The 26708-nt window shown below is 60.8% G+C and carries 13 protein-coding genes; 9 read left to right on the forward strand and 4 right to left on the reverse strand.

The genetic code is table 11. From position 1 onward, the window contains the following. Positions 1 to 56 precede the first annotated feature (56 nt). Positions 57 to 473, forward strand: coding sequence for a hypothetical protein (locus WAW39_RS22400; RefSeq protein WP_422321387.1), 417 nt, complete (start codon positions 57 to 59; stop codon positions 471 to 473). Beyond that, entirely contained in the window at positions 383 to 994 is a 612-nt protein-coding gene (locus WAW39_RS22405) for an IS630 family transposase (protein WP_422321416.1), read from the forward strand. Before WAW39_RS22400 ends, WAW39_RS22405 begins: the two co-directional genes overlap by 91 nt. Before the next feature lie 275 nt (positions 995 to 1269). On the opposite strand, the gene WAW39_RS22410 is transcribed toward WAW39_RS22405, so the two are convergent. After that, complete coding sequence (locus WAW39_RS22410; RefSeq protein ID WP_422321388.1) at positions 1270 to 15573, reverse strand: beta strand repeat-containing protein; 14304 nt, start codon at positions 15571 to 15573, stop codon at positions 1270 to 1272. Between the two features lie 522 nt (positions 15574 to 16095). On the opposite strand from WAW39_RS22410, the gene WAW39_RS22415 reads away from it, so the two are divergent. The 3 genes from WAW39_RS22415 to WAW39_RS22425 are packed head-to-tail and all read left to right on the forward strand — an operon-like array spanning position 16096 to position 19940. Next, on the forward strand, positions 16096 to 17637 hold the full coding sequence (locus WAW39_RS22415; RefSeq protein WP_422321389.1) for a sulfatase: 1542 nt from the start codon (positions 16096 to 16098) through the stop codon (positions 17635 to 17637). Between the two features lie 57 nt (positions 17638 to 17694). Then, the gene (locus tag WAW39_RS22420) at positions 17695 to 19173 is read left to right on the forward strand and encodes a sulfatase (RefSeq protein WP_422321390.1); all 1479 of its coding nucleotides are present in this window, start codon (positions 17695 to 17697) and stop codon (positions 19171 to 19173) included. Next, positions 19170 to 19940: a hypothetical protein gene (locus tag WAW39_RS22425; RefSeq protein ID WP_422321391.1), complete on the forward strand. Its 771-nt coding sequence runs from the start codon at positions 19170 to 19172 to the stop codon at positions 19938 to 19940. The genes WAW39_RS22420 and WAW39_RS22425 overlap by 4 nt, the downstream gene beginning before the upstream one ends. A gap of 254 nt (positions 19941 to 20194) precedes the next feature. Here the strand turns inward: WAW39_RS22425 and WAW39_RS22430 are convergent, their stop codons facing one another. From WAW39_RS22430 to WAW39_RS22440, 3 genes are all read right to left on the reverse strand, one after another. Continuing rightward, complete coding sequence (locus WAW39_RS22430; RefSeq protein ID WP_422321392.1) at positions 20195 to 20659, reverse strand: EVE domain-containing protein; 465 nt, start codon at positions 20657 to 20659, stop codon at positions 20195 to 20197. 640 nt (positions 20660 to 21299) lie between these two features. Further along, positions 21300 to 22412 (reverse strand): D-TA family PLP-dependent enzyme, encoded by a 1113-nt coding sequence (locus tag WAW39_RS22435; RefSeq protein WP_422321393.1) that lies wholly within the window; start codon positions 22410 to 22412, stop codon positions 21300 to 21302. A gap of 395 nt (positions 22413 to 22807) precedes the next feature. Beyond that, positions 22808 to 22954, reverse strand: coding sequence for a hypothetical protein (locus WAW39_RS22440; RefSeq protein ID WP_422321394.1), 147 nt, complete (start codon positions 22952 to 22954; stop codon positions 22808 to 22810). 125 nt (positions 22955 to 23079) lie between these two features. On the opposite strand from WAW39_RS22440, the gene WAW39_RS22445 reads away from it, so the two are divergent. The 4 genes from WAW39_RS22445 to WAW39_RS22460 all read left to right on the forward strand — a co-directional run bounded on the left by WAW39_RS22445 (position 23080) and on the right by WAW39_RS22460 (position 26704). Then, positions 23080 to 24228 carry a lactonase family protein gene (locus tag WAW39_RS22445; protein ID WP_422321395.1) on the forward strand — a complete coding sequence of 383 codons (1149 nt, stop codon included), beginning with the start codon at positions 23080 to 23082 and terminating at the stop codon, positions 24226 to 24228. A gap of 45 nt (positions 24229 to 24273) precedes the next feature. Continuing rightward, positions 24274 to 25212 carry a transaldolase gene (gene tal / locus WAW39_RS22450; RefSeq protein ID WP_422321396.1) on the forward strand — a complete coding sequence of 313 codons (939 nt, stop codon included), beginning with the start codon at positions 24274 to 24276 and terminating at the stop codon, positions 25210 to 25212. A 96-nt stretch (positions 25213 to 25308) separates the two neighbouring features. Then, positions 25309 to 26067, forward strand: a complete 759-nt coding sequence (gene hisF, locus WAW39_RS22455; protein ID WP_422321397.1) for an imidazole glycerol phosphate synthase subunit HisF — start codon at positions 25309 to 25311, stop codon at positions 26065 to 26067. Between the two features lie 88 nt (positions 26068 to 26155). Then, positions 26156 to 26704: a hypothetical protein gene (locus WAW39_RS22460; RefSeq protein ID WP_422321398.1), complete on the forward strand. Its 549-nt coding sequence runs from the start codon at positions 26156 to 26158 to the stop codon at positions 26702 to 26704. Positions 26705 to 26708 lie beyond the last annotated feature (4 nt).

Here is a 26708-nt window from a genome sequence, read left to right on the forward strand (position 1 = left end):
TAGAGCATTTTAAATAATTATATAGCCATCCGGGTAGAGGCCTGCTATAAAGTGGTATGGCAACACTCTCTCTGGATTTACGTGAACGCATTGTCAGCGCCTATGACAAAGGTGAAGGCACGCGTGACGAGATCGCACGGCGCTTTCGCGTCTCCTTGGGCATGGTCAAAAAGCTGCTCCAGCAGCGCAGCAAGACCGGCTGCATCAAGTCCCGGCATCATCTTGCAGGACGCAAGAAGACCATCGTGGCAGAGCACCGCATTGCCATGCGGCAGCACCTCAAGCGCAAGCCTGACATGACGCTGGCCGAGCTGCGCGAGGCACTCGGCCTGGAGTGCACGCTGCCGGCGATCCATTACGTGCTTGCGGACATGGGGCTGACATATATAAAAAGACACTCCGCGCCGCCGAGCAGGACCGGGAGGACGTCCGCAAAGCACGCCGCCGCTGGAAGCGCAAGCAAGGCGGACTAGAACCCTGGCGGCTGGTCTTTATCGATGAGAGCGGAGCCAAGACAAACATGACCCGCCTGCGTGGCAGAGCGCCACGCGGCAAGCGGCTGCATGCCGCAGCTCCCTGCGGCCGCTGGCAGAGCACGACGATGATCTCCTCCATCCGGCTGGATGGCACCACGGCCTGCATGCACCTCTCAGGAGCAGCTGACACCGACGCCTTTGTGGCCTACATCGGCCAGGTGCTCTGTCCCACGCTGAAAAAGGACGACATCGTCGTGATGGACAATCTTGCGGTGCACAAGAGCCCGGAAGTGCTGCGCTTGGTGGCAGAGGCAGGAGCGGAGGTGAGGTTCCTGCCAGCCTACTCGCCCGACCTCAACCCGATCGAGAAGATGTGGAGCAAGATCAAGGCGCTGCTGCGCACTGCGGAGGCACGCACACCAGCAGAACTCGATGCGGCCATCAGCCTGGCATTCTCAAAAATCACAGAAAAAGACGCCAAGGGTTGGTTTGCCTCTTGTGGCTATAGTATTATTTAATATGCTCTAAAGCTACGGAGGACAGGGAAGCCGGGACTGTATCTATTCCTTCGGGAAGTGGACGAGATGAAAGAACTGTGGGCAGCCTTCGCCAGCATGGAGTGTCCCCTCACCCTGACCTTTGACTTCGTCCATCTCCGCTTCGCTACGGTTCCCCAAAGACGTCCTAGACATTGTCATGTCATCGATGGGGAGAGGGGAATCGCTTTGTGACCGCATAATGTCATGGAGCTAAAAGGGCCATGAAGTCATTTCCAATGCTCCGGCCAAGCTGATCAGGTAACTGTGCGGCGGCGACGGAGTGTGAAAGCGGAGAGGCCGAGGAGGAGAAGGAGGATGCGGGAGGGTTCGGGGACGACGACGATGACGCCATAGGTGGTGAGGGCGCTGGTGTCCCAAGAGAGGCCGGAGCCGAGAGCCACACCTGAGAGGTCCAGATCTGCCAGGGTGAAGGAGCCGGAGCCGGCGAGTGAATCTGCGGTGCCCACGGTGGTCCAGTCGAGGAGTTTGAAGATGCTGCCAGCCCCGAGGGTGGCGCTGTTGTTGAGGAGCTTGAGGGTGCCGCCTGCGGTGGTGCCCAGAGTGAAGGTGCCGTTGGTCAATCTGACGCTGTCGTAATTTCCTGACTGGTTCCAAATGGTGGTGTAGGGGGTGCCGGTTGCACCGCCGTGGGTGTTCAAGTAGGTGAGAGCGCTGCCCGAGAGATCAAAGGCAGAATCGACTTGGGAACTGGAGGTGAGGCTGAGCTGGATCTGACCACCATCGTTGACGTTCACCGCCGTGGCAGCTGCGGTGAAGGTGAGGGTTTGATTGCTGGTGCTCGTGGCACCCACGCCGGGGGCGAGGACGGCACCGCTGGTGATGACGGTGGCGCCGGCGATGCTGCCGGAGCCGGAGAGTGTGGCGGCGGTGCTGACGGTGACGATGCCGGAGCCGGCGAGAGCGCCGGTTGAGCCATCGCCCACCTGCAAGGTGCCTGCGGCGACGGAGGTGGTGCCGGAGTAGGTGCTGGTCTGGGTGAGAACGAGGGTGTTGGCACCCAGTTTTTTGAGGCCCACGCTGTTTGCGCCGCTGTTGGTGTCGGCAATGCTGCCGCCATAGGTGAAGCTGCCGCCGGAGGCGTTGGTGGTGTCGAGGCCCATGAAAGAGCCATTGGTGAAGCCGCCGGTGGAGGTACCAAGGGACTTGAGGATGTCCACGTCTGAAGCGGTGAACTCGCCGGTGCCACCGACGTTGAAGGCGGCGGTGGCAGCGCTGCTGACCGTAATGTTGGCGGCGGTCCAGCTTGAGGAGGTGTTGTTGTAAAGAGCTGTCTCACGGAGGAACTGGAGGGTGCCGTCGGTGACCGTGGTGGTGCCGGTGTAGGAGTTCACACCATCCATGTAAAGGGTGCCGGTGGTGGTCTTGGTGAAGGCGCCACCGCCATTGAATTCAGCGAGATTTGTCAGAGTGCCGGACTGGGCATTCAAGGTGATGGCATTGGTCGAAGCGCCGATGGATTTGCCGGTCATGTCGAGCGTGCCGCCATTGAGGGTGATGGTGGCGTTGCGGGTGCCGGAGCCGGTGCCGCGAAGGATGTCTCCCTGAACGGTGAGAATGCCGCCGGTGATGGAGATGGTGGCGGTGGCACTGCCAGCATTGGCGGTGGCCATGGTGACGGCGGTGGCACCCGTGGTGGCCAGAGTGACAGAGCCACCGGAGACATTGAGAGCGGTGGTGGTAGTACCGGTGGCGTTGGTGTTGCTGTTGCCCATGATGAGCGCCTGACCTGCGCCAGAGCCGATGGTGACTGTGCCGCCTGTGACGTTGATGGTGGAGCTTACCGCTCCGGTGCTGGTGTTGCTGGCGAGAGTGGCGGCTGTGCCGGTGCCGGAACCGATGGTGACGACGCCACTGCCGAGATTCATGACGTTGGTGCTGTTGCCAGCGGCCGTCTTGGAGCCCATGGTGAGATTGCCGGTGGTCAGGGTGCCGGTGTCGAAGACAAAGAGGTTTTCCATGGGTCCGGTTCTGGTGTTTTGCGTGCCAATGGACACAGCGCCAAAGAGAAGGTCCACCGTATGACCGGAGACATCAAAGGTGTTCCGATTGCCCACAGGCAGCAGCGCAGCGGTGACGCTGGTACCAGCACCCATGTTGAAGGCGGCGGCGGCCATGCCATCGGCAGCGCGAACGACTAGAGTGCCCGTGGAATTCAGGAATGTGATGGAACCCAAATCACGCGAGCCGGTGCCGATGTTGATGGCATCGACATTGATGACGTTGGTGCCGGTGCCGAGTTTCAGCGAGTTGATCTGCCCGGCGTTGCCATTGTAGGCACCGCCGCCGCCGACGGTGAGAGCGCTTGCGGTGATGGTGGTGTTTTGCGCCAGGATCAGAGTGGCGAATCCCGTGCTGTTGGTTCCCGTGGAACTGCTGACCTGAAGAATGCCGCTGGTGGTATTGAGGGAGACATTCAGGGCGGCCAGCGCACTGAAGTCGGCGGTGGTGGTGTTGGTGGAGCCGTTGTTGCCCACGAGGAAGGTCAGACCTGTGCCTGTGGTGTTGATGACATTGAAGGTGCCCGCACCTGAGGCGGAGAAGAGGGTCGTTGAGTTGGTGGCTGTACCGCCCAGTGTCACTGTACCGCCAATCGTGAGGGACTCCCCGGCACCAATGAGGATCTCATTGGTTTCAGAAGCCGTGTTTGTCTGCACGAGAAGGTTTCCAGCGAAGGTGGCGCTGGCGGTGGAGAGATCCAGCGTGCCTGCGGTGGTGATGGAGTTGGCGGTGCCGAAGTTCAGCGCGCCCGCGAGGGTCTGGTCTGCGGTGAAACGGAGGGTGCCGTCGTTGATGCTGGTGGCGCCGGAGTAAGAGCTGGTGCCGCTGATGACCCAGGTGTTCGTGTCCGACTTGACCAAGGTCAGGACGCCGAGGTTGTATTCGTTGATGCTGCCAAGAGTGTTGGCCTGAAGTGAGTCGGAGAGTCCCTTGAGGGTGAGCGTTTTGTTGCCTGCCGTTTCAAAATGGACGCCGCCGAGCACCAGCGCGCCGGAGCCTGATGCATCCAGAGTAACCGCGCCGGTGGTGCCCTGCATGCCGATGGTGCGATCACTGATACTGCCGCCGCCAGTGTAGATCAGCGTGGTGGCAGTCGAGCCAAGCCCCATGTGAATGACGCCGTTTTGAGCCGTGGAAGCACTGCCCAGTGAGCTAGCACCACCGCCCACGCTGGTGATGGAGTTAAAGCTGAGAGTGCCGGCCTGAACTTCGACAGGGCCGGTGAAGGTGCTCAAGCCTGAAAGGGTGAGCGTGCTGGCCTGTGTTTTCAGCAGACCGCCAGCGCCAGCCAGCACGGTGTCCACACCGATGTTGCTGGTGCTTCCAAAGTAGAAGCCGGCGCTGGCCGTGATGGAACCTGAACCGAGAATGGCCGGGCTGTCGCCATAGATGGACACGAGACCGGCGGTGATGTTGTAGATGACCATGTCCAGAGTGGCACCGGCTCCGATGTTGAGATCACCGCCGACACCGGTGGCATTGTCCGCCCCGAGAGTGAGCGTGCCGCCGGCAATCGTGGTGGCTCCGGTGTATGTGGCGGCGGCGTTCAGGGTCAGCTTGCCAAGACCGGTCTTGGTCAGTCCGCCGACGCCGGAGCCGACCGAGCGGGCGAGCGCGAGATCGTTGCCATTGGTGTCAATGGTGGCACCGCCCTGGAGGAAGAGGATCGTGCGCAATGAAATGTCATCCGTGAATCCGGCACCGAGGCGAAGCGTGCCACCGGCGAAGACCAGTGAACCGGTGGTGCCGCCGATGTTACCGAGAGAGGCGATTTCGAGAATGCCTTCATTGAGGGTGGTCTTCCTGGTGCCACCACCGGCGGTGTTGACGCCGCTGAGGATCAAGGTGCCGCGGCCGGATTTGGTGATGTCCGCCGTGGAGGTCAGCGAGGAGCTGATGCTGGCCGTGAGGTTTTCAAGGGTGGCGTATTGGTAGGTCTGGCTGCTGGCGGTCAAAATGGACGGCAGGCTCATGACGAAGTGGGTGGCATCCGTCACGCTCAGGACGGTGGCCCCCAATGCGATGCCCGCGCCGAAAACCGGCATCCCAGCCTGCAAGCCTGCGGTGCTGGCCACGGTGACGATCGAACTCCCAAAGGTGGTGGAGCCGGTGGTCAAACTGTTGGAGGAGTTTGGATTGATGACGCTGATGACGTACTCGTTGGTGCTTCCCACGGTGATGCCATTGTCGAAGCCGCCGAGGGTGGTGGTGTAGGCGGTGTTTGTCACCGCGCCGGTGACGGTGAAGAGCAGCGCGCCGCTGGTGACTCCGAGCGACTGGCCTGCGCCGGAGCCGGTGACGCTGAGAGCCGGTGTGGCGGCGTTGTTCAGGACGAGGGCGTTGATGGTCCTGCCGGTGAGTCCGGTGAGGTTGGCGGACAGTGATTCACGGACATTGTCGGTCGCCCCCGAGAGAGCGAGAGTTTTGTATTCGGTGGTGAAATCGAGGGGGCGGAAACCAGCGCCGCTGACGTAGGTCACGAGGGAGTTGCCCATGTTGCCAGCGGTGAGGGCGCCGCTGGTGGTCTCGCCCACGGCCCAGGGCACAATGCTGATGCTGGTGCTGCCGGCGAGGCCACCGCCACCGACCATGGTGGCGATGAAAGCGGTTTGGTTTGCAGCGGTACCGATGAGGAACTGATTGCGACTGCCAGTCGTGAGCCCCAGGGAACGACCACGGACATTGACCGTGGAATTGTTCAGACGGATGAAATCATCCGCAGTGATCGCGGAAAGGGCCGTGCCGGTGGAGTTGGTTGTTTCACCGCTGAGATAGTTTGCGCCCGAGGCAAAATTCAGGCTGCCGATTGTCTCGCTGGTGGTCGCGCCCTGATCGGTGCGGATGGCGAGGCCACGCACAATGGTCTGGCCGCTGAAGGTGCCGTTTGCGGAGTCAAGAGTGACGGTGGTGTTGTCGAGAATGCGGGTGCCGGAGCGGGTGGTGCCGTTGTTGTCGATGAGCAGGGCGCCATCCTTGCTGATGCGAATGGTGGAGGCATTGAGCTGACCGCTGCCGCTGAGCTGGAGGGTACCGCCAGCCACGGTGAAGATGCCGGTGAATCCTGTGCTGAGGTTGGTCAGATTGAGATTTCCCGCGCTCTGCTTGATGATGCCGCCGGTGCCGGTGAAGAAGCCTGCATAGGTGGTGCTGGAGACTTCGTTGATGGTGAGGGTGTGGGTGCCGACGGCGACGGTGCCGTTGTCAGAATTCGTGGCGCGCTGGCCGCCGGAGAGACGGCCGATGGTCTCGTCAGCGAGCAGCTGCAAGGTGGTGTCCTGATAGGCACTGAGAGAGACGATGGAGCTGTCACCGATGGCATTGCCGCCAGAGACCTGGAGGGTGCCCTGCAGGATTTCCGTTTCGTCGGTGTAAACGTTGTTGCCGGTGAGGAGGAGGGTGCCCGTGCCGGACTTGGTCACTGCATGGTTGATGCGGATGTCCGAACTGATGGTGAAGGTCTGGGCGCTGTCTTGAGTGATGATGAGTTCGGTGACGCCCGAAGCGAGAGTGCCGCCCTGGATGCTGGGAGTGCCGCCGACATTGCTGGTGACAAGGATGCCGCCGCTGGCGATGCTGAGAACGCCTGTTTGAGCGATGATCAAATCTGAACCCGTCACGGCATTGAAGCGGAGGCTGTTGATGTTCAGGCCCTGAAGCGTGCCGGTGAAGCCGGTGGTGTCGTCGGTGATGTGATCAGCGACAGCCCAGGTGGAGACATCGTTTTTAACGGTGGAGACGAGGGCGACGATGTTCCCACCGGCGAGGTTGGTGGCGTTGGTGGCGAACCAGACGCCGGTGCCATCATCCACGGTGGCGAAAGCACTGGTGCCGAGCAGTCCCTGAGTACCGTTGAGCGTGGAGGTGGTGAAGCCATGGGTGGCGCTCTGTGTGCCGGAAGGCAGAATGAAGCGGATGGTGCCGTCCCGGTTGGTGGATGTGCGGGTGATGGCCCCCAGGTTTAGCACTATTTCCTGCCCGGCTCCCGGATTGAGCGTGATGGTGCTGGCACCGCTGTTGTCGCTGGAAGAGCTGCCGTCCAAAGTGGTGCTGGCCACGGTCTGGCTGGTAGCGGAGGTGGCGCTGCCGGTGAGGACGAGATTGCCGCCGAGTATTTCAAGAGCGGAGCCGGTGCGGAGCTTGGTGGTGTTGCTGACGGTGTAATCGAGCACCAGAGTGCCTTCGTAGAGGATGCTGTTGCCGGTGGAGGTGAGGCCGCTGTTGTCTCCTTTGAGGGTGATGGTACCGAGGCCGAATTTTTCCAATGCGTTAGTGCCGTTGCTGGCAAGGTTGGCGTTGATGGTGCCGGTGTAGAGATTGATGTCGCCACCGGTCACCGTGACCGTACCGGTGCCGTCGATCTGGCCCACCAGGCCGACATCGCGCTGACCGACGTCGAAACGCAGGGTGGTGATGTTGAAGGTGTTGGTGTTGAGGATGGCGGTCTGAGGGCCGCCAGAGTCGCCGATAATGATGAAGTCGAGACCGCCGCTGTTGGCGACGCCGTTCACATCATCCGCGTTGAGATTGATGATGGCACCGGTGCGAGCGTAGAGGCCGCTGCTGGTTCCCGCCGGATTGGCGGCGGCCAGCACACCGGTGGTGTTGAGGTTCAGGACGGTGGAGGCACCTGTGACGATCACATCATCGGCGATGGTGACTGTGTTGTCGCGGAGGGTCCAGATGCCGGAATTCACATTGAGATCGGCCACGGATGTCCCGGTGGGCTGGGAGATGCCGCCGCTGATGATACCTTCTCCGGTGCCTGTGAGAGTGAGGCTGTTGTCGACACCCTGAGAGATGGCGCCGGCATAGGTGATGATGGACCCCGAAGTGCCGCTGGCATCCAAGGTGAAGCTGGCCGTGGAGGTGAGCGCCCTGTTGGTGGACTGACTGGTGTCACCCATGAAACGCAGGATGGATGTGCCGGTGATGTTGATGGCCGAGCCCTGGCCGAGGCTGCTGGCGGCGCCACCACTGTTGGTGACGGTGTTGTATTCGAGAGTGCCCTCCTTGAGCGAGATGTCGCCGCCAAAGGTGTTGGCTCCGAGGAGACGTATGGTCTGGCTGGTGACAGCCCAGGCGCCGAGCTCGTCATTGATGGCAAGGCTGCGGCCCAAACCACCATCGGAGATGACGGCGGAAATGGTCAAGGGCCGGACGGAGGAGCCTTGATAACTGAGGCTGGCGTTGTTGCCGAGGACGATGGAATTGGTGATGTTGATGATGCTGAAGTTGTCCGAGGCCTGGCTGATGCGGAGGGCGTTGTTTGCATTGGCGGCGCTGCCGATGGTGATGATGCCGCTGAGGTTGACGGTCATGTCGCTCACGGGCGTGCCTGAGGCGTCTGCGCTCAATTCCAGAATGCCCCCGAGGCCATCCACGGTGATGTTTTGGCCGAGGTTGTAAGTGGTGCCGCCGGCGGTGACGAACTGAATGCGGCCGGCGCTGGCGGTGATGTTTCCGGTGCCGAGGCCGGTGACGGTCTGAGTTTGAACGGTGCCGCGGATGAGATTGATGCCGCCGGACCAGGCGCTGTTGTCCGCCTGGAAGTAGAGGGTGCCGGTCAACTGGTTGCCACTCGAAAGCGTGCTGATGGAGTCCACGGTGAGACTGCCAGCGCCGCTGACCACGCCGCTGAGAACCACATTGCCCTGAGTAGCGGTGAGCACGGCGGAATTGGAGCCGCGCATGTTGATGAATGAACCCGCGCTGACATTCACGGTGCCGGTGTAGTAATTGTTTCCGGCATTGCCGCCTGCGGAGAGAGTGCCGCCGGTCAGAGTGAGCTTGTTGGCGACGCCGGTGGCTGCGGCATTGGCAGCGCCGTTGTAGTAGAAGGCACCGCCGGTGTTGACGGTGATGGTGGCGAGGTTGCTGTTGGCGGTGCTGCCCAAAGCGGTGGCCGTGAGGATTTCCAACGTGCCTGAATTGATGGTGAAGTCCGAGGTGACAGTGGTGTTGAAGGTGAGATCGGCAGCGGTGGTGAGGGTCACTTTGCCCGCGCCGCTTTTGATGACATCGGCCTCTCCGAACAGGGGGCCGAGGGAGAGGACGGAGGCTGCGTCCGCCACACTCCAAGTCTGATCCGAAACGATGCGAAGGGGAGCGGTGATATTCACCGTGGCCGGACCGCCGGCGGTGATCTTGATGCCATCGGTGGCGACCTGCGGGGCGATGCTGAGGCGGAAGGAAGGATCGATGCCGGAAGCGATGGTGACGGAGGCCGGAGTGTTTGCGCCAATGGTGGCGGCCTCGAAGGTGAGGGAATTGATCTTGAAGCTTTGCTCCAAGATGGTGGAGACGGCCGCGCTGGAGGGTGCATCCCACTGAAAGATGACATCGGTGCCCTGGCCCGGAGTGGAGAGCGCCGCGATGGTGCCTGCTTTATCCTGGGACCAGTTGTTGACGTTGCCGTTCCAAGTGGTGTCCGTCAATCCGCGCCAGTAGGAGGTGCCGGTGATGAGGGTGCCGGTGGTGATGGATATGAGGTTGTCCGTTTGATGGATGGTGATGGAGCTGAAACCACCCGGGGTGGAACCGAGGATCCAATCACCCGCGCCAAGGGGGCCGGTGATGAGACCGCCGTCTGCGGAGGAGATGAGGTTGTAGGTTTGGGATGCGTTGAGGCCGGTGTCGCTGAGGTTCAGCTTGATCTGATTTCCCGCAAAGAGCTGCAGGGTGCCGCCTGCGAGAAGTCCGAGAAGGTCGGTGGTGGCGTTGTCTCCCGAAATGCCGCCGTCACCGACATTCAAATTCAGGGTGGTCATGGTTCCGCCAGTGGAACCGAGGGAGAGGATGGTGAGCTGATTGAGCCTGTCCCCTGCCCCGTTGAGAAGACTGAGCGTGGAAGCGCTGGCAACGACCACACTGGTGACGGCAGCGGGGGCGGCGATGCCGCCGGTAAGAGTGAGTGTGGAGCCGTTTGTGACGCTGAGACCGGTGGTGCCATTGAGCGATGAGCCGATGGTCAGCGAACCGCCGTTCACGTTCGTGGTGCCGGTATAGGTCAGCGTGACTCCGCTGGATATGACCGCCGCAGCAGTGCCGGTCTTGGTGATGGAGAGAGCACCGCCGCCGCTGTTTTGGATGGAGTAGGTGCCGACACCGCCGCCGTAACTGACCGCTGAGTCGGCGGCACCAAAGGTGAGGGAGGCGGCCGTGGAAGAAGTGTTGTCGATGACTGCGGTGCCATCCGTGCTGGCGGTGAGACCATTGATGGTCTGGGAGGTGCCATTGAGATCGAAGGTGGCGGTGTCGCCATTGGCGAGTTCGGGACTGAGGGCCACGCCGCCGAATCCAGCGCCGGAGGGAATGGCGTTGTCCGCCCCCATGCGGAGGGTGCCGCGATCGATGTCCGTGAGGGCGCTGTTTTTGTTGTAGGTGGAGCCGGTGCCATTGAGCTGGAGGACGCCGTCACCGGTCTTGGTGAGCACGACGCCGAAGGCGGTGGAGGTGGTGAAAGCGCCGTTGATGATCGTCGTGCCCGAGCCGTCAACGGTCCAGGAGCGATTGGCGGTCATGAGGTCGGAGGTGAGTCCGGCAAAGGTGAGGGCCTTGCCGCTGGCGACGTTGTTGTTGAGGCCGGAGTTGTTCGCGGACTGGAGCAACTGGAAGACGCTGGTGGTGGTGAGGCTGTAATCGCCCGCGAAGGCGGTGGTGGTGTTGTTGATGAGACGGACGGCGTTGCTGATGGTGCGGTCTGCGCCGTAGGAGAACAAGGTGCCGTTGCTCCAGTCGAGAGTGCTGGTGCCAAGAGCGTTGTCATCGCCGATGCCGAGGGAGCCGGCGGTGAAGGTGGTGGTGCCGGTGTAGTTGTTGGAGCTGTTGGTGAGGATCCACATGGCGGAGCTGTCCACCTGAATGCCGAGGGTTCCGCCGTTGTCGGACAACACGCTGGTGATCATGTTGCCAGAGGCATTGACGCCACGCAGGAGGAGAACCTTGCTGCCGAGCACGAGGTCGTTGGCCACGTTGGTGAGAATCAAAGGGCCCACGCCATCGGCATGGATTTGATTGCTGGCGGTGGTGGTGTTGAGGCGGATGTAGCGGTCGCTGGTTTCACCGAGGCCGACATACTCCAGAATGCCGCCCGTGGTGGTGCCGTTGCCGAGGAGAATGGCGCCGGTGCTGGTGTTGCCGAGAGTGGAATCGCCGACGCTGGAACTGCCGGGCGTGGCGCTGCTGCCCAGAGTCTCCACGGCGAGGGTGCCCTGCCGCACCAGGGTCTGGCCGGTGTAGGTGTTGGCACCGCGCAGATTGAGGATGCCCGCGCCTTCCTTGGCCAGATTGCCAGCACCGGAGATGACGCCGCTGATGGTGGCGAAGTCTGAGCCGCTGGTGGTGAAGTCGCCCACATTGACCTGACGGTAGCCGTCGCCAGAAACGCTGGTGGAAACACCGGTCGCGGCAAGCACTCCTGTGCCGCTGCTGAGGGTGAACTGAGTGGCGCTGATGATGTTGGCAATCGTCGTACCGGCGGGGATGGCGGCGTTGCCGGAAATCGTCTGGCCGGCGGTGAGTCCGGCGGTGGTGCCGGAGGCGAGATTCACGGTGGCGCTGCCGGCGGTGGTGGTGAGAGACAGGCCGGAGATGGAGGTGCCTTTGGTGATTTGAAATCCGTTGAGCATGGTCACGTCGGACAAGGCGATGCCGTTCACGGTTTGTGAGATGGCATTGAAGAGCAAGGCACCGCCATCCAGGAAGCCGGCCGTGCTGCCCCAGATGGGATTGCTGCCGAGGTCCACAGTGAGCGGGGCAGCGCCCGCAGAAAAACCGCTGGCAACCGTGCCCACGAACTGCACCTGACCGGCACCGGTGCCGAGGGTGCGGACGAAGGCTCCGGTGGTGGCGAGAGAACCGCCGTTCAGCACGAGATTGGAGGCTGTGGGGAGACTTGTGCCGTCGTTGGCATAGAGGAGGCCGCCGGTGATGGTGGTAGCGCCGGAGTAGTTGTTTACCGCTCCCAGAATCCAGACACCGGCATCCGCCTTGTAGAGCGAAGTCAGGGCTGAACCGTTGTCATTGATGATGGGGGCGAAGCGGTTGTCACCGGTGGAAGCGCCGCCCAAGACGAGGCCCTGGGCATTGCCAGTGGCGGCAGCGCCGAAAGCCAAGGCACCTGTATTGGTGAAGCTCAGCGTGGCTCCGTTGACGCCATTGGCCTGAATGCGTGCGCCGCCACTGGCACCGCCGTTGAAGGTGAAGAGACGATCGGTGGAATCATTGGTGGTGCCGGCGAAGCTGAGACCGCCGTAGGCTTGGGTGGCGCTGGTGCCGGTGAAGATAAGATTGCCCGCCGCATTGCTGGCCGCGCCGATGCCGCTGGCGAAACCGCCGTCCGCCACATTGTACACGGTGAGGATGCCGGTGGAGCTGATGGTGGTGATGCCGGTGTAGGTGCTGAGGCCGCTGAATGACATGGCGCCGGTGCCGAGCTTGGTGAGATTGATGACGCCATTGGTCTGATCGATGATGCCGAAGGAGGTGCCGGCACCGTTGCTGTTGCCGATGGTGAGGGTCACGGCTGCAGCATTGGTGTTGGTGACGGTGCCGTTGTTGTTGAAGTCGTCGATGCCGAGGGAGACATTCACTCCGTTCAGATCCAAAACGGCGCCCTGGCGGATGGACAGAGTCGCTGTGGAGCCGCCTGCGCTCAAGCGACCTCCGGTGGCAAGCTGGACGGTGCCCTCGTTGATCGAGTTGACGCCGGTCTGCGCGTTTAATCCAGCGATGACCAGCGTGCCCGCGCCGACCTTGGTGAAGCCCCCGGTCGTGGTGCTGGTGATGGGCGCATTGAGAGTCAGAGTGTTTGCGCCGCCGTCCACATTGATGACCAGCGCTCCGCTGCCGCCGGTGGTAACGCCGGTGCCGGAGATGGAGCCGGAGCCGCCCGTCTGGATGATGCCGCCGGAAGCGTTTGTGGTGCCAGCCGTACGAATGGTGAGAAGGCCGGTCATGTTGAGGGCCTGGGCTCCATTGATCTTCAGTGAGTCGATGGTGACGGCTGCATTGCTGAAGCTGCCGGTGATTTCATTGCTTTGGGCCGAGGTCAGCGCGGTGGCACTGGTGGCGAAATCTGCGTCGCTGGAATAATTGGGCGCACGCACGGCCAGCCCGGCACCGGGGACGAAGGCGAAGTCTGAACCGTTGTAGAAGAGTCCTGCATTGGCGATGTTGCCGGTGATGCTGGTGGAGGCAAACGAGACGGTGTCACTGCTGGTGGGAGCCACGATGTTTACGGTGCTGCCGCCGCCCACCGTGCCGAGCGAAGCAAAGACCAGCGAGGCGGTGCCACCGCTGCCGGGAGTGAGCTTGATGGTGCCTGAGCCGAGAGCGGGGGTCAGCACACCCAGGGTCTCCACGTTGCTGGCACTGGCCTGTCCGACAAACTCCAGGGTGCCGCCTGCGTATTGGTTGACCTGATTGAAAGTGATCGCGGAGGTGTCGGCGATGATCGTCGAGACGGCGGCATTGGCCTTGAGCTTCAAAATCCCGTTGGTGATGGTGGTGGCGCCGGTGAACGCATTGGCGCCGGCGAGAACCCAGGTTCCTGCGTCCACCTTGGTGAGATTCACGAGACCGCCTGCATCGTTGTTGGAGATGATGCCATTGATGGTATTCTGTGCTATGCTGGTGCCGCCCAGGGTCAAGGTCTTCGCATTGGCCGAGCTGCCTCCCGTGGCAGCAAAGTCTGCATTGAGAATGAGGCCGGGGCTGGTGCCGGTCTGACTGGCGAGGATGGTGGCGCCGCCGGTGGTACCGGCGAGATTGATGACCTTGCTGGTGGTCAGACTGGCCTGGAGGACATTGTTGCCGATGACGCTGAATGTCGCCGAGGTGGTACCACTGCCGATGTTGATGGTGCCGGTGTTGTTGTTGATGGCACGCCAGTCGCTGACGGCCAGCGTGCCACCGCTCACGCTCACGGCGCCGTCGAGAGTCGAGGCTGTGCCGGTGATGGTGAGGGTTCCCGTGCCGGACTTGGTGAGGTTGTGCGCGAAACCGGCGGAGGCGCCATTGACGTTGCCATTGATCAGGGTGTTGCCATTGCCGCTGATGGTCATGGTGCGGTTGCCGGTGTTCTCGGTGTTGCTCCAGAAATTTCCGGTGAAGGTGAGCAGCGCGCCACCTTGGAGATTGTTGGTCATTGTGGTATCGCCGTTGCCACCATTGACCGGTGCGGTGGTGAAGCTCATGCCGTAGCCGTTGCGGCTGTTGAAGGTGAGCGTGATGCCGTCTTCATAGGACAAGTTGCCGAAAGAAACCGTCTGGTCCTTGGCCGAACTGTTCGGTGCGTGGTCTGCAAAAATGGTGCTGGCGGCGCGGAAATAGACATTGGCGTTGGTGCCGTTCGAGACTTTGACATCCGGAGAGTCCATGAGCACGGCGAGGACGCCGCCATTCAAGTCGAGCACCGCGCTGGTGGTGCCGGCGGTGCGAGTGCCGAGGGCATTGGATGAGTCGATGCGGACCTCGCTCTGGCCGCTGGCGGCGCTGCCGCTGACGCGGATGGTGCCGGAGAAGCCGGAAGTGTCGGTGGGATGGAGGTAGAGTGTACCACCGCCACTGCCTTCAAGAGTTCCCGAGCCCGTGAGCACGCCGGAGATGTTGTAAAAACTGGCACCGGCCTGATTGGTGCCGCCGAGGGAACTGATGGTCGTCGCGGCAGTACCGAGCACGTTCAGGGAGCCAGTGAAATTGAGGACGCCATCCGCGGAGATAATGCGGGTGCTGAGGTTGGTGGTGACATAGGGGGCGCCCATGGTGACTGAGCCCGAGAGCGTGTTGACGCCGGTGCTGATGAGAGCGGCGCCACGGTCGGAGATGGGCCCCTGCCCCTGCAGCAACAAATCGCGTGTGATGGTGATGCCGCCGGCGCCGCCGTCCAGCACCAACGAACCGCTGCCAAAGCCGCGCAAATTGGTGGAGGCGATCACCGGATTGAAGCCCGTGACAACAATGGCCGAGGTGTCAGCGCCGAGTGCTCCTTGATTGGTGATGACCAGCGAACCGTTGCTGATGGTGGTGGTGCCTGTGTAGGCATTGGCATTGCTGCCGAGGCGGATGGTGCCTCCTCCCAGCATCGTGAGTCCTCCCGTGCCGAGAATCTGAGTGTTGATGGTGACGCTTTCTCCCAAGGCCGCGCTCAAGGTGGGCGAGCCACCTGCCAGAGTGAGACTGCCGCCGGTGAGTGTGTAACCGCTGCGAAGGAAGGACAACTGACCGGCGATGATGCCGGGGCTGAGGGTCACTGTGCTCAACGTGGGCAGCAGCGTCACGGGTGCGCTGAAGATGGCCGTGTCCGCGCTGGTGTTGGGCCAGAGGCCGAGTGCTGCACCATTCCACCAGTTTGAGGTCGTCAGATCCCATGCACCGGTGCCGCCGAGGCCGGTGCCATTCGCGTTGTTGCCAGCCGTGGTGGTGTCCGTGTCCCAGTAGAACGAGGCTGCCTGCGTGGATTCCAACTGACACAGCAAGAGAGTGAAAGCAGCGAGACGGCACCACGCGGGGACGCTAAGCAGCTGATGAGTGGCCTTCATGCAGGGGATGAGACAGATTGGGTTGGGCGGTTTTTGAACGGTGCAAGGCACCGCACAAATGATCAGACAGGTTGTGTTAGACCGATCAGCTTGAATGAACTGCGTTCTTTGGAACAAGCCCAAAGTGGTCCTTAGGTTTAAGGTAGGTCAAACCTTTAGTTTTATGATGCCTTTCTCTTTATTTTTTAGAGACTGTTTCTTTAGCGGAAGCTCGGCCTGAGTTTTGACCGCTGAATTCGCCTTTTTGTGGCGACACTGTGCACACACTTCATTGCATCGTGTACAATGAACCTACTGTCAGCAATCCAAGGCAAGTTATGATCACTTAGAAGGTCGTAACCCGGCAGAAGGCAGCCAAGCGGTGACATCGTTTGAGATCCGCAGGCCGTTGATGTCCATCAAATCCCGCGGTGATCGCATTACCTAACCCACTGCTTAGCCTCATTTAAAATTCAGGATGGGTGCCGCAACATTTCTGGTGTTTGGCAAGATGCGTCTTTCCCGGGCGTTTCCCCCGGCCGCATGAGACTCCCAACCTTTCTCGCCACCGCCGCACTTATCGTCTTTCCACAGCTTCACGCCGCGCCACGGCCGAATGTGCTGTTCATGATGGCGGACGACCTGAACAACAGCCTGGGGTGCTATGGGCATCCGCTGGTCAAAACGCCGAACCTGGACAAGCTGGCGGCACGAGGGGTGCGATTTCAGAATGCGAACTGCCAGTTTCCGCTCTGCGGCCCGAGCCGGAATTCGATACTGACGGGTCTTTACCCGAACAGCACGGGGATCCTGACCAACTCCCAGCTTTTCCGCCAGACGATCCCGAACGCGGTGAGTCTGCCGCAGGCTTTTCGGCGGGAGGGTTACTTCGCTGCGCGCATCGGAAAACTTTATCACTATGGAGTGCCGAACTCGATTGGCACGAATGGTCATGACGATCCGACTTCGTGGGAGCTTGAACTCAACCCTGCTGGCTGTGATCGCCTCCTGGAACATCCGGATATTTTTTCGCTGCTGCCCGGGAACTTTGGTGGCACGCTGAGCTGGTATGCCTCGCCACGGCCTGATGAGAAGCACACGGATGGTCTGCAGGCGAAGGATGCGGAGTGGGTGCTGGAGCGCTGTGCGAAGGAAAAGGACCGGCCGTTCTTTCTCGCGCTGGGGTTCTTCCGTCCGCACACGCCGTATGTGTCGCCGGAGAAGTGGTTCAAGGGCTACCCGGAGGCGGACATGCCGGTGGTGCAAGGGGTGAAGGAAGATCAGGCGGATCTGCCCGCGCCTGCGCTCGGGAGCTACAAGAAGGAGCAGGACAAGCTGACGGATGACCTGCGGCGTCAGGCGGTGCAGGCGTATTTTTCAGCGATCAGCTTCATGGATGCGCAGGCGGGCAAGGTGCTGGATGCGCTGGACCGGCTGGGACTGGCGGAAAACACGATCATCGTATTCACCAGCGACCATGGGTACCATCTGGGAGAGCACGGGCTGTGGCAGAAGCAGAGCCTCTTTGAGGAGAGCGCCCGGGTGCCGATGATCATCGCCGGGCCTGGGGCCAAGAAGGGTGTGGTGGCCAATTCGCCCGTGGGCTTGATCGATCTCTACCCAACGCTGGCCGAGCTGTGTGATGTCAAAGCTCCCGCGAATCTTCAGGGGCAGAGCCTGGTGCCGATGCTGAAGGACCCGACGGTCAAGGGTCGCGGCTGGGTGCTGAGCCAGGTGGTGCGAGGCGGGGGCTTCAAGCGCATGGGGGCCAGTGCGGCGAAGGGCGATGATGGGAAGAGGATCTTTGGCTATGCGCTGCGCACGGACCGCTGGCGCTACATCGAATGGAATGAAGGAGCCGCAGGCAAGGAGCTCTACGATCATGACAACGACCCCAAGGAGCTGACCAATCTGGCGGAGAAACCTGAGCAGGCGGAAGTGCAGGCGAAGCTGGCTGAGCAGCTGCATGGCATTGTGAAGACGACGTATCCTGCGAGCGGGAAGACGCCGGAGATTCCCCAAGGGAATGTGATGTATGCGCCCGAACTGGTGGATCCTCAGGGTGGCAAAGCTGCCAAGAAGTGAAGAGGCAGTGCATCATCTCCAGACCTGAACTTTCTTTTCATCCCCTGCTGACAACTTATGAAACCGCTGCTGTTGCTTCTTTCGTCATTCATTGTTTTGCATTCGTCGTTTGCGGCGACGCCGAACATCGTGCTCATCAACATTGATGATCTTGGGTATGCGGACATCGGGCCGTTTGGGGCCAAGATTTCGACACCGAATTTGGACCGGATGGCGAAGGAGGGGATGAAGCTCACTAGTCATTATGCGGCGCCAGTGTGCTCGCCTTCGCGTGCGGCAATGATGACGGGATGTTATCCGAAGAGAGTGCTGCCGATTCCCGGGGTGCTGTTTCCGGCGGCGGCGGTGGGGTTGAACCCGAATGCGATCACGGTGGCGGAGGTGTTGAAGGCGGGTGGTTATGCGACGGCCTGCATCGGCAAATGGCATCTGGGTGACCAGCCGGAGTTTCTGCCGACCAGTCAGGGTTTTGAACATTACTTTGGCATCCCGTACTCGAACGACATGGGGCCGGTGGCTGAGGGGTCGAAGAGCAATCCGGACCAGCCATTGCCCAAGGGGCCTGCCAAGGGCAAAGGCAAAGCGAGTGCTGGCAAGGGGGATGCGGAGCCTGAAACCGGACTGAAAGGGAATGCGCAGCCGCCGCTGCCGCTGGTGGAAGACCACAACGTGGTGGAACGCGTGAAAGCGGAGCAGCACCATACTTTTACGCGGCGCTACACGGAGCGGGCGGTGAAGTTCATCCGGCAGAATCAGAAGCAGCCGTTCTTCCTTTATCTGCCGCACAACGCGGTGCACTTCCCGCATTATCCGCATCAGGATTTCACGGGCAAGTCAGGCATCAGCCTGCAGAAGGACTGGGCGATGGAGGTGGATTGGTCGGTGGGGCAGTTGCTGGACACGCTGCGTGAGCTGAAGCTGGACTCGAATACGCTGGTGATTTTCACAAGCGATAATGGCGGGCCGCTCAATCAGGGCGCGGACAACACGCCGCTGCGTGGCAGCAAAGGGAGCACGCTGGAAGGTGGGATTCGCGTGTGCACGATTGCGTGGTGGCCGGGGAAGATCGCCGCGGGTTCGAAGACGAATGAGATTACCGCGCACATGGACTGGCTGCCGACTTTTGGGACGCTGGCGCACTGCAAGAGCGTGGGAGAGCTGACGCTGGACGGCAAGGACATCTCGCCCGTGCTGCTGGGCCAGAAGGGCGCGAGCGGGCACGATGTGTTTTATTACTATGCGGGCTTCAACCTGCAGGCGGTGCGCAGCGGAGCGTGGAAGCTGCACCTGGGCAAAAAGGAGCTGTACAATCTCGATGAGGACATCGGCGAGGCGAAGAATGTGGCGGCTGAGCATGCCGACATCGTGGCGCGGCTGGAGAAGCAGGCGGAGACGATGAAGGCGGACCTGGGTGACAAGACGAAGGATGCGCCGGGCGTGCGTGAGCTGGGACGGGTGGAGCATCCGCAGCCGCTCATCAGCGCCGATGGCACGGTGCGCGAAGGTTTTAATAAGATCGCCAAGACACTGCCATGAAGACCGCCCTGTTTCTTTTCCTCGCCACTGCATCCTTCGCGGCAGATGCTCCGCTGCTGAAGGATGAGTTTCTGCTGCCGAACTTTGCAACCCGCCGTGCCGCGCGAGGGGAGTGGAAGTTTGCGGAAGGCTGCGCCACGTGCACGCAGGATGATGCGCTGTTCAAGAAGAACAAGGATCATGGGCCGATCCTGTTTTATGATCTGGCTTACACGGACGCGGCCATCCACTTCGCGGTGAAGCCGGATGCGGCGAACAAGACGATTGTCTTCACGGCCAATGGTGCGGAGGGGCATGTGTTTCGTCTGGTGTTCAGCCAGTCCGGCATGGGTGTGCGAGCTTTTCCACCGGAGGAGAAGGACCATAAGTCGATCTCGCTGGGGAATGAGGCGGCGGTAGTGCTGAAGGCGGATGCGTGGACGAAGATCCGTGTGGAACTGCGCGGCAGCAAGGCCATGGTGAAGATCGGGGATTTTACGAAGACGTATGTCGATTGCGCGCGCGAAGACGAATCTGAGTGTGGGCTTCAGCTACGGCACGGTGAGCGTGACGGAGATGGTGGTGGACAAGTAGCGGTGCTCTGGCGCGTTTTACATCATTTTATAGCACACTCCTCTTGGCTCATGCCATCGTGCGGGCACAAAGCTACTCCCCTCACCCCAACCCTCTCCCCGAAGAAAAAGATACGGTGTCGTCGTGTGCCAGGGGCGGGGAGAGGGAGAGCCGCTTTGGCGGCCCTGCAATTTATCGGACACGTAATCATTTAAAACGCTCTGGCGCGACAGCGTGCTGGAGTGCGCCGGGCCGCCGACTATTCGTTAGTTTCGCAGGCTTGCGGAAAGCGGTAGCTGCGCTCGTTCCTCGCTGTGCAACCGCAGTCCAAAGGGCTGGCATTTGCTCAAACGAGAGTCGGTTGATTGGATGCTTTGGGCTTCCTTCTCCGCCCTCCTGCGTCGAGCCATGAAGGACAGGCCGGCGACGGCGGGCTGGGGACAGCCCGCCCAACCTGCGGGGCCAGGATCTACAGGCCGCCGAGTTTGCAGATACGGTCCCAGTGTTTGGTTTCCACGGGGGTGATGGAGAGGCGGTTGCCGCGGCGGAGGATGAGCATGTCGGTGAGCTTGGGATCGGCGCGGAGCATGTCGAGGGTGACGAAGGTTTTGAAGTCGGCCTCCCATTTCACATCGACCATGAGCCAGCGGGGGGCCTCGCGTTTGCTGCCCTTGTCGAAGTATTCGGAGGAGGGGTCAAACTGGATGTGATCGGGGTAGGCTTCCTTGACGATTTTCACGATGCCGGTGATGCCGGGGACGTCGCAGCTGGAGTGGTAGAAGAAGCCGAGGTCTCCCACGTTCATCTGGTCGCGCATCATGTTGCGGACCTGGTAATTGCGCACGCCGTTCCAGGGCTCGGTCTTCTTCGGGCGCTGCTTCAGGTGGTCGAAGGAGAAGACGTCGGGTTCGGATTTGAGGAGCCAGTGGTGCATGGGAATTGAACCACGGAATACACGGAATACACGGAAAGGGAAAGGCAAGTTAGAGATGGCCCGATCAATGGGAGCTGGTCAGTGGTTCGATCCAATGTCGAGCAGCTGCTACGAAACCACTGAGTGTAAGAGCAGAGTCGGGAATGCGCCACGCCAAGATGAGGAAGGCTAGAGCATATATGGTCCGAGGGAGCCACGGAATGACGGTGCGCAACCAATCCGTGACGTGTTGAGGCTTTATTTTCACAAGAAACGGTAGGTCGAAACCGACACATGAAACAAGTGCGTCTTCGATATATTTTTGAATTGATCCTGGACGCGCGATCTATCCAAAGCTCACGCCAGAGGTGAAGCCCGCCGCCGTTCGTGACGGAACCGCGTTGCGGTTCGCGCTTTAACAAAAGGGTTGGTGTGTGTGAACCCAGGGAAGCACTCGCTAAAGCTCGGCATCCCTGGGCTGAAATACGGAAGGCCGTTGGCCTTCAAGAACCGAGCTCACACAACTTGATGTGTGGGGCGACAGAATTGCCATTCTATGCGCAAGTCTCTATAGAGCACGCGTAGAACAAAATGGGGACAACCGACGCGCAGACAGCGACAAATTGTTTGGATCAGTAGAACTCGAGCTGGGGAGTTCTGCTCACACAGTGATCAGCCGGTTGCGGGCGGTGATGGGCCAGCGTTCGGTGGTTTTGAAGCCGTCGATGACGTAGGCTTCGCCGTGCATGGAGACGGTGGGGCAGACGTGGCGGGGGATGCCGTGGAGGGCCTGGCCGATGGTGAATTCGTGGGCGCGCTCGGTTTCGAGGACGAGGTGCTCCTCGCTCTGCATGACTGCGACGGCGTCGGGGAGTTCTTCGAAGCGGACGCGGGGGTGGGGATTCTCGGGGGCGACGGATTTGTGGCCGAGGTCGAGAGTGAGGCGGTTCACACCGGGCTTGCTGATGACGCGGGCGAGAAGGACGGCGGCGGGCAGGAAGGGGAGATCGGCGGGGTATTTGTCTCCGTAGCCGAAGTCCCAGAGGACGGTGGTGCCGGGGCTGAGGGTGCGGTCTTCATAGCCGGCGTGGATGCCGAAGGTGGGGGAGCCGCCGGCGACGAGTTCTTTGACGATGATGCCCTCCCCCTGGAGGCGGCAGCGGAACTGGAGGACGGACTCAAAGGCGGCATTGCAGCGCTCGCGGCGGACGTCGAGGCTGTCGTCGTGGATGTGGCCGTCATAGCAATGGATGCCGCGGAACTGGAGACGAGGGGTGTCTTTGATGACATGGGCGAGAATGGCCGCCGCGTCGCCGGGAACGATGCCGGTGCGGCCCATGCCGCAGTCGATTTCGATGTAAACACCGAGGGTGACATTGTGCTGCTGGGCGGCGGAGGCGAGGAAGGTGATGACCTCTTCGGAGTCGGCGATGCTGGAGAACTGGGTGTCGGGGAACTTGACGGCGAGATCGCCGAGGCGCTGGGCATTGATGCCCACGCAGGGCATGGCGAGGAGGACGTCCGTGGCGCCCACGGCGGCGCACATTTCCGCCTCGGCGATGGTGGAGGTCTTGAACTGGGTGATGCCAAGACGGATCTGCATGGCGATGACCTCGGCCGTCTTGTGGGTCTTCACATGAGGGCGCAGGCGTTTGGGATTGCCTGCGATCTGGAGCATGAGGGCCAGATTGTGCTCAATGCGCTTGCGGTAGAAGAGGAGCGCAGGCGATGGGATGTCAGCTTCGTTTTCGACGTGGAACCAGGCGGGTTGCATAGGTGGGCACACCGTGGCGAGGACGGCGGGCGCGGTCAAATGCGGGCGTAATGCGAATGACGCTTAGTTCAAGGCAGCGGAGAGCGTGGCCAGCGCGTGTGGGAATTGCAAACTGGGAACTGAAAACTGAGAATTTTAAATTGGCCGGAGGTGCGGTGACCTATGGGCATTGAGCGGTTTAGGATCCCGCGAGCGGAGAGGTGAGGGAGGGCAAGAGCAGGGAAAGCTTCGCGTAGTCATGCTTATCCCGGATGCGCAGGGAGCATGAAATGCGGGGTTCGGCATGTGGCGGAGTGCTGCGGAATAAATTCCGCGCTCCGAGGCCGGCGCTTCAAAGCGAGAACCCGGGCTCTTGAAGCAGCCCTCGGTTCATCTCGCGGAGCGAAATGGCTACTTTAGGTGTTCTTCGGAATCCAATCGCCTTCGCGGTAGTCGAGAGGCTTCTCTTTATCCGTATCGTGCTCCAACTTGATGGGCTGGAAGCCGCTGCAGCCAGGGAGCATCAGCAAAAGGGCGGCGAGAAGAAACAGGGAAGGTTTCATGGCACGGAAGATGCGCGGTCATCATGAAGGAGCAAGCTAACAAATTGACGGGATGAAATCCGTTCATGCAGCAGGCGCAGTGAGGGCTTGACCGGGCAGCCACACGCCGTCAGCATCGGGGCACCATGACCCGAGCCTCCATCGCCTTTGCCTTTGCCGCCCTCACCACCACCGCCATCGCCGGGGAAAACTTCCTGGTGTACTTTGGTACCAGCACCAATGCCAAGAATGGGAGCAAGGGGGTTTACGTCTCCCGGTTTAACACCGCGACTGGAGAACTGACGGAACCCCAGCTCGCTGTGGAGGCAGGCAACCCGGGCTTCCTGGCGATCCACCCGTCGAAGAAGTATCTGTATGCCTGCGGGGACGTGACGAAGGCCGATGGCAAGAAGGCGGGGGGGATCAGCGCGTTTGGGATCGACTCAAAAAGCGGGAAGCTGACGCTGATCAATCAGGCTGCGACGGCGGGAGCGGGCCCATGCCATGTGAGCGTGGACAAGACAGGAAAGGTGGCGACGATCGCGAACTACGGCAGCGGGAGCATCAGCTCCTATGCGATCAAGGAAGACGGCTCGGTCTCTCCGGAAGTGAGCTTCTTTCAGCATGAGGGCTCAGGCGCCGACCCGAAGCGGCAGGCAGGACCGCATGCGCATTCGGTGAACTTCAGCCCGGACAATCGCTTCGCCTTCGCCTGCGACCTGGGGCTGGACAAGGTGCTGATCTACAAGGTGGACACGGCCAGCGGTAAGCTGACGCCGAATGACCCGCCCTTTGCCAAAACACCGGCTGGCGGCGGGCCGCGCCACCTGGCGTTTCACCCGAGCGGGAAGTTTGTGTTTGTGAACAACGAGATGGGGATGTCCGAGACGGTGTTTGCCTATGATGCGGAAAAGGGAGCGCTGACCGAGGTGGAAACCGTTTCCACGCTGCCGGAAGCGGACCGTGGCATGAAGGGCCTGAGCACGGCTGAGTCGGTGGCGCATCCGAATGGGCGCGTGGTGTATGTTTCCAACCGCACGCACGACACCATCGCCGTGTTTGCCTGTGACCCTGCCACCGGGAAGCTGACGCTGCTGCAAAACGTGCCTGTGGAAGGCAAGATCCCCCGGAACATCTGCCTGGACCCGACTGGGAAGTGGCTGATCGCCGCGCATCAGGACAGCGCCACGGCGGCGCTTTTCAAGGTGGACCAGGACAGCGGCAAGCTCACCTTCACCGGCACGAAGGTGAACGTCCCGGGGAGCATCTGCGTGCGGTTCCTTGCGCTTGATTAACCTGCCACTGCCTTTACTCTCATACCCCCCAAAAAAACCCAGACTATGACCCAGCTCGATCAGCTCAAGCAGCACACCGTGGTAGTGGCCGACACCGGCGACTTCGAAGCCATGAAGGCCTACAAGCCCCAGGACGCCACGACGAATCCTTCCCTCATCCTCCAGGCTTCGCAGAAGGCTGAGTACAAGTCGCTGTTCGACAAAGCTGTGGCTGATGGCAAATCCGGCGGCGTGGACGCTGTGATGGACAACCTGGTGGTGGCCTTTGGTCTTGAAATTCTGAAGATCGTCCCGGGTCGTGTTTCGACGGAAGTGGACGCCCGCCTGTCGTTCGACACGCAGGCCAACATCGACAAGGCGCGTCATTTGATCAGCATGTATGAGAAGGCTGGCATCGGCCGTGAGCGCATCCTGATCAAGATCGCCTCCACCTGGGAAGGCATCAAGGCTGCGGAAGTGCTGCAGAAGGAAGGCATCAACTGCAACCTGACGCTGCTTTTCAGCCTGGCGCAGGCGGTGGTTTGCGCCGAGGGCGGCATCAAGCTGATCTCCCCTTTCGTGGGCCGCATCCTTGACTGGCACAAGAAGAGCACGGGCAAGGACTTCGCAGGAGCGGAAGATCCGGGCGTGCAGTCCGTGACGCAGATCTACAATTACTACAAGCATTTCGGCTACAAGACCGAGGTGATGGGAGCGAGCTTCCGCAACAAGGGTGAAATCACTGAACTCACCGGCTGCGACCTGCTGACCATCAGCCCGGGCCTGCTGGGTGAACTGGCGGCAAGCGAAGAGGCCATCACACCGAAGCTCAATGCTGCGAACGCGAAGTCCCTGAAGATCGAAAAGATCGGCAGCGACGAGAAGACTTTCCGCTGGCTGTTCAACGAAGACGCCATGGCGACTGAAAAGACCGCCGAGGGCATCCGCAACTTCGCGAAGGACATCGTGAAACTGGAAACGATGGTTTCCTCGGCTTTGGGCTGAGACTGAGCCGAAAGAAGGGAACGAGGAGAAAAAATCGGAGAAGAAGTTCTCTGATTTTTTCCCTTTTTGATTTCTTCGGCGTATCCCATTTTCATTATGCTGACCAAGCGCATCATCCCCTGTCTGGACGTGAAGGAAGGCCGTGTCGTCAAAGGCACGAAGTTCCTGCAACTGCGTGATGCCGGCGATCCGGTGGAGTGCGCACAGGTGTACAATGCGCAGGGGGCGGATGAGCTGGTGTTTCTGGACATCACCGCGAGCCATGAGGAGCGCAAAACGATGGTGGATGTCGTGGCACGAACGGCGGCGAGCTGCTTCATGCCGCTGACCGTGGGTGGTGGCATCCGCACCGTGGCGGACATGCGCGAGATGCTGCTGGCGGGTGCGGACAAGGTGGGGATCAACACGGCGGCGGTGAAGACGCCGCAGGTGATTGATGAGGCGGCCAATGCGTTTGGCTGTCAGTGCCTGGTGGTAGCGATTGATGCGAAGCGCAATGCCCATGGCTCATGGACGGTTTACACGCATGGCGGTCGCAATGCGACGGAGCTGGACGCGGTGGAGTGGGCGGCAGAAGTGTGCCGACGCGGTGCCGGTGAGATTTTGCTGACGAGCATGGACTCGGATGGCACGAAGAATGGCTATGACATCGGGCTGACCAAAGCGGTGAGCGAGGCGGTGACGATTCCGGTGATCGCCAGCGGTGGCGCAGGGAACATTGACCACATGGTGGATGTCTTGAGAGATGGAAAAGCGGATGCGGTGCTGGCGGCGAGCATTTTCCACTTTGGTGAGTACACCGTGGGGGATGTGAAGAAGTATCTTGGTGAGCGCGGGGTGCCGGTGAGGCTGTGAATGTAAGATAGACAGTCCTGCCTGTCGATTCGTGCGCCTCACGATTCTCTGCTTGGAATCCCGAGAGACCTCCGTGTAGGATTTGCGTATGCCACGACTTTCTCAAATCCCTAATCCCAAGGCTCCTATTCCTTGGGCCAGGTCTGATTGTACGGCTACATACAAAATACCGAAGCTGAAGTTGCTTCTACTGATTGCGGTCAGCTCACTCTTCGTCGTAGCAGGCATTTGGATTGGGATGGAGAAGCGCGATTTGACTCATTACATCATGGCAGGTTTCACCTCACTTTGCGCACTCAGTCTGGTGGTCTTCTGCGTTCAATTGCATCCGCGTGCGAGCTACCTCACCCTCAAGAAGAATGGCTTTCTCTTTTGCAGTCTCTTTCGCTCTCACGAGGTTCGTTGGGATGATGTGGAGTGCTTTGGCGTGCTGAAAACAGGCGGCACAAAAATGGTCGGCTGGAACTATGTGCCGGAGTTTTCCGAACAAATTCGCAGCAGGCGTACGGCGACTGCTTTGACTGGCTGGGAAGCTGCTCTGCCCGACACTTATGGTTTCAAAGCTGAGGATCTCGCTGAGTTGATGAACCAGATGATGCAACTCGATCGCCTGGAGTCTGGTGCGCTGATGTTTTGAGGCA

This window comes from Prosthecobacter sp. (assembly GCF_049294395.1).
In the GTDB taxonomy this organism is placed as follows: domain Bacteria; phylum Verrucomicrobiota; class Verrucomicrobiia; order Verrucomicrobiales; family Verrucomicrobiaceae; genus Prosthecobacter.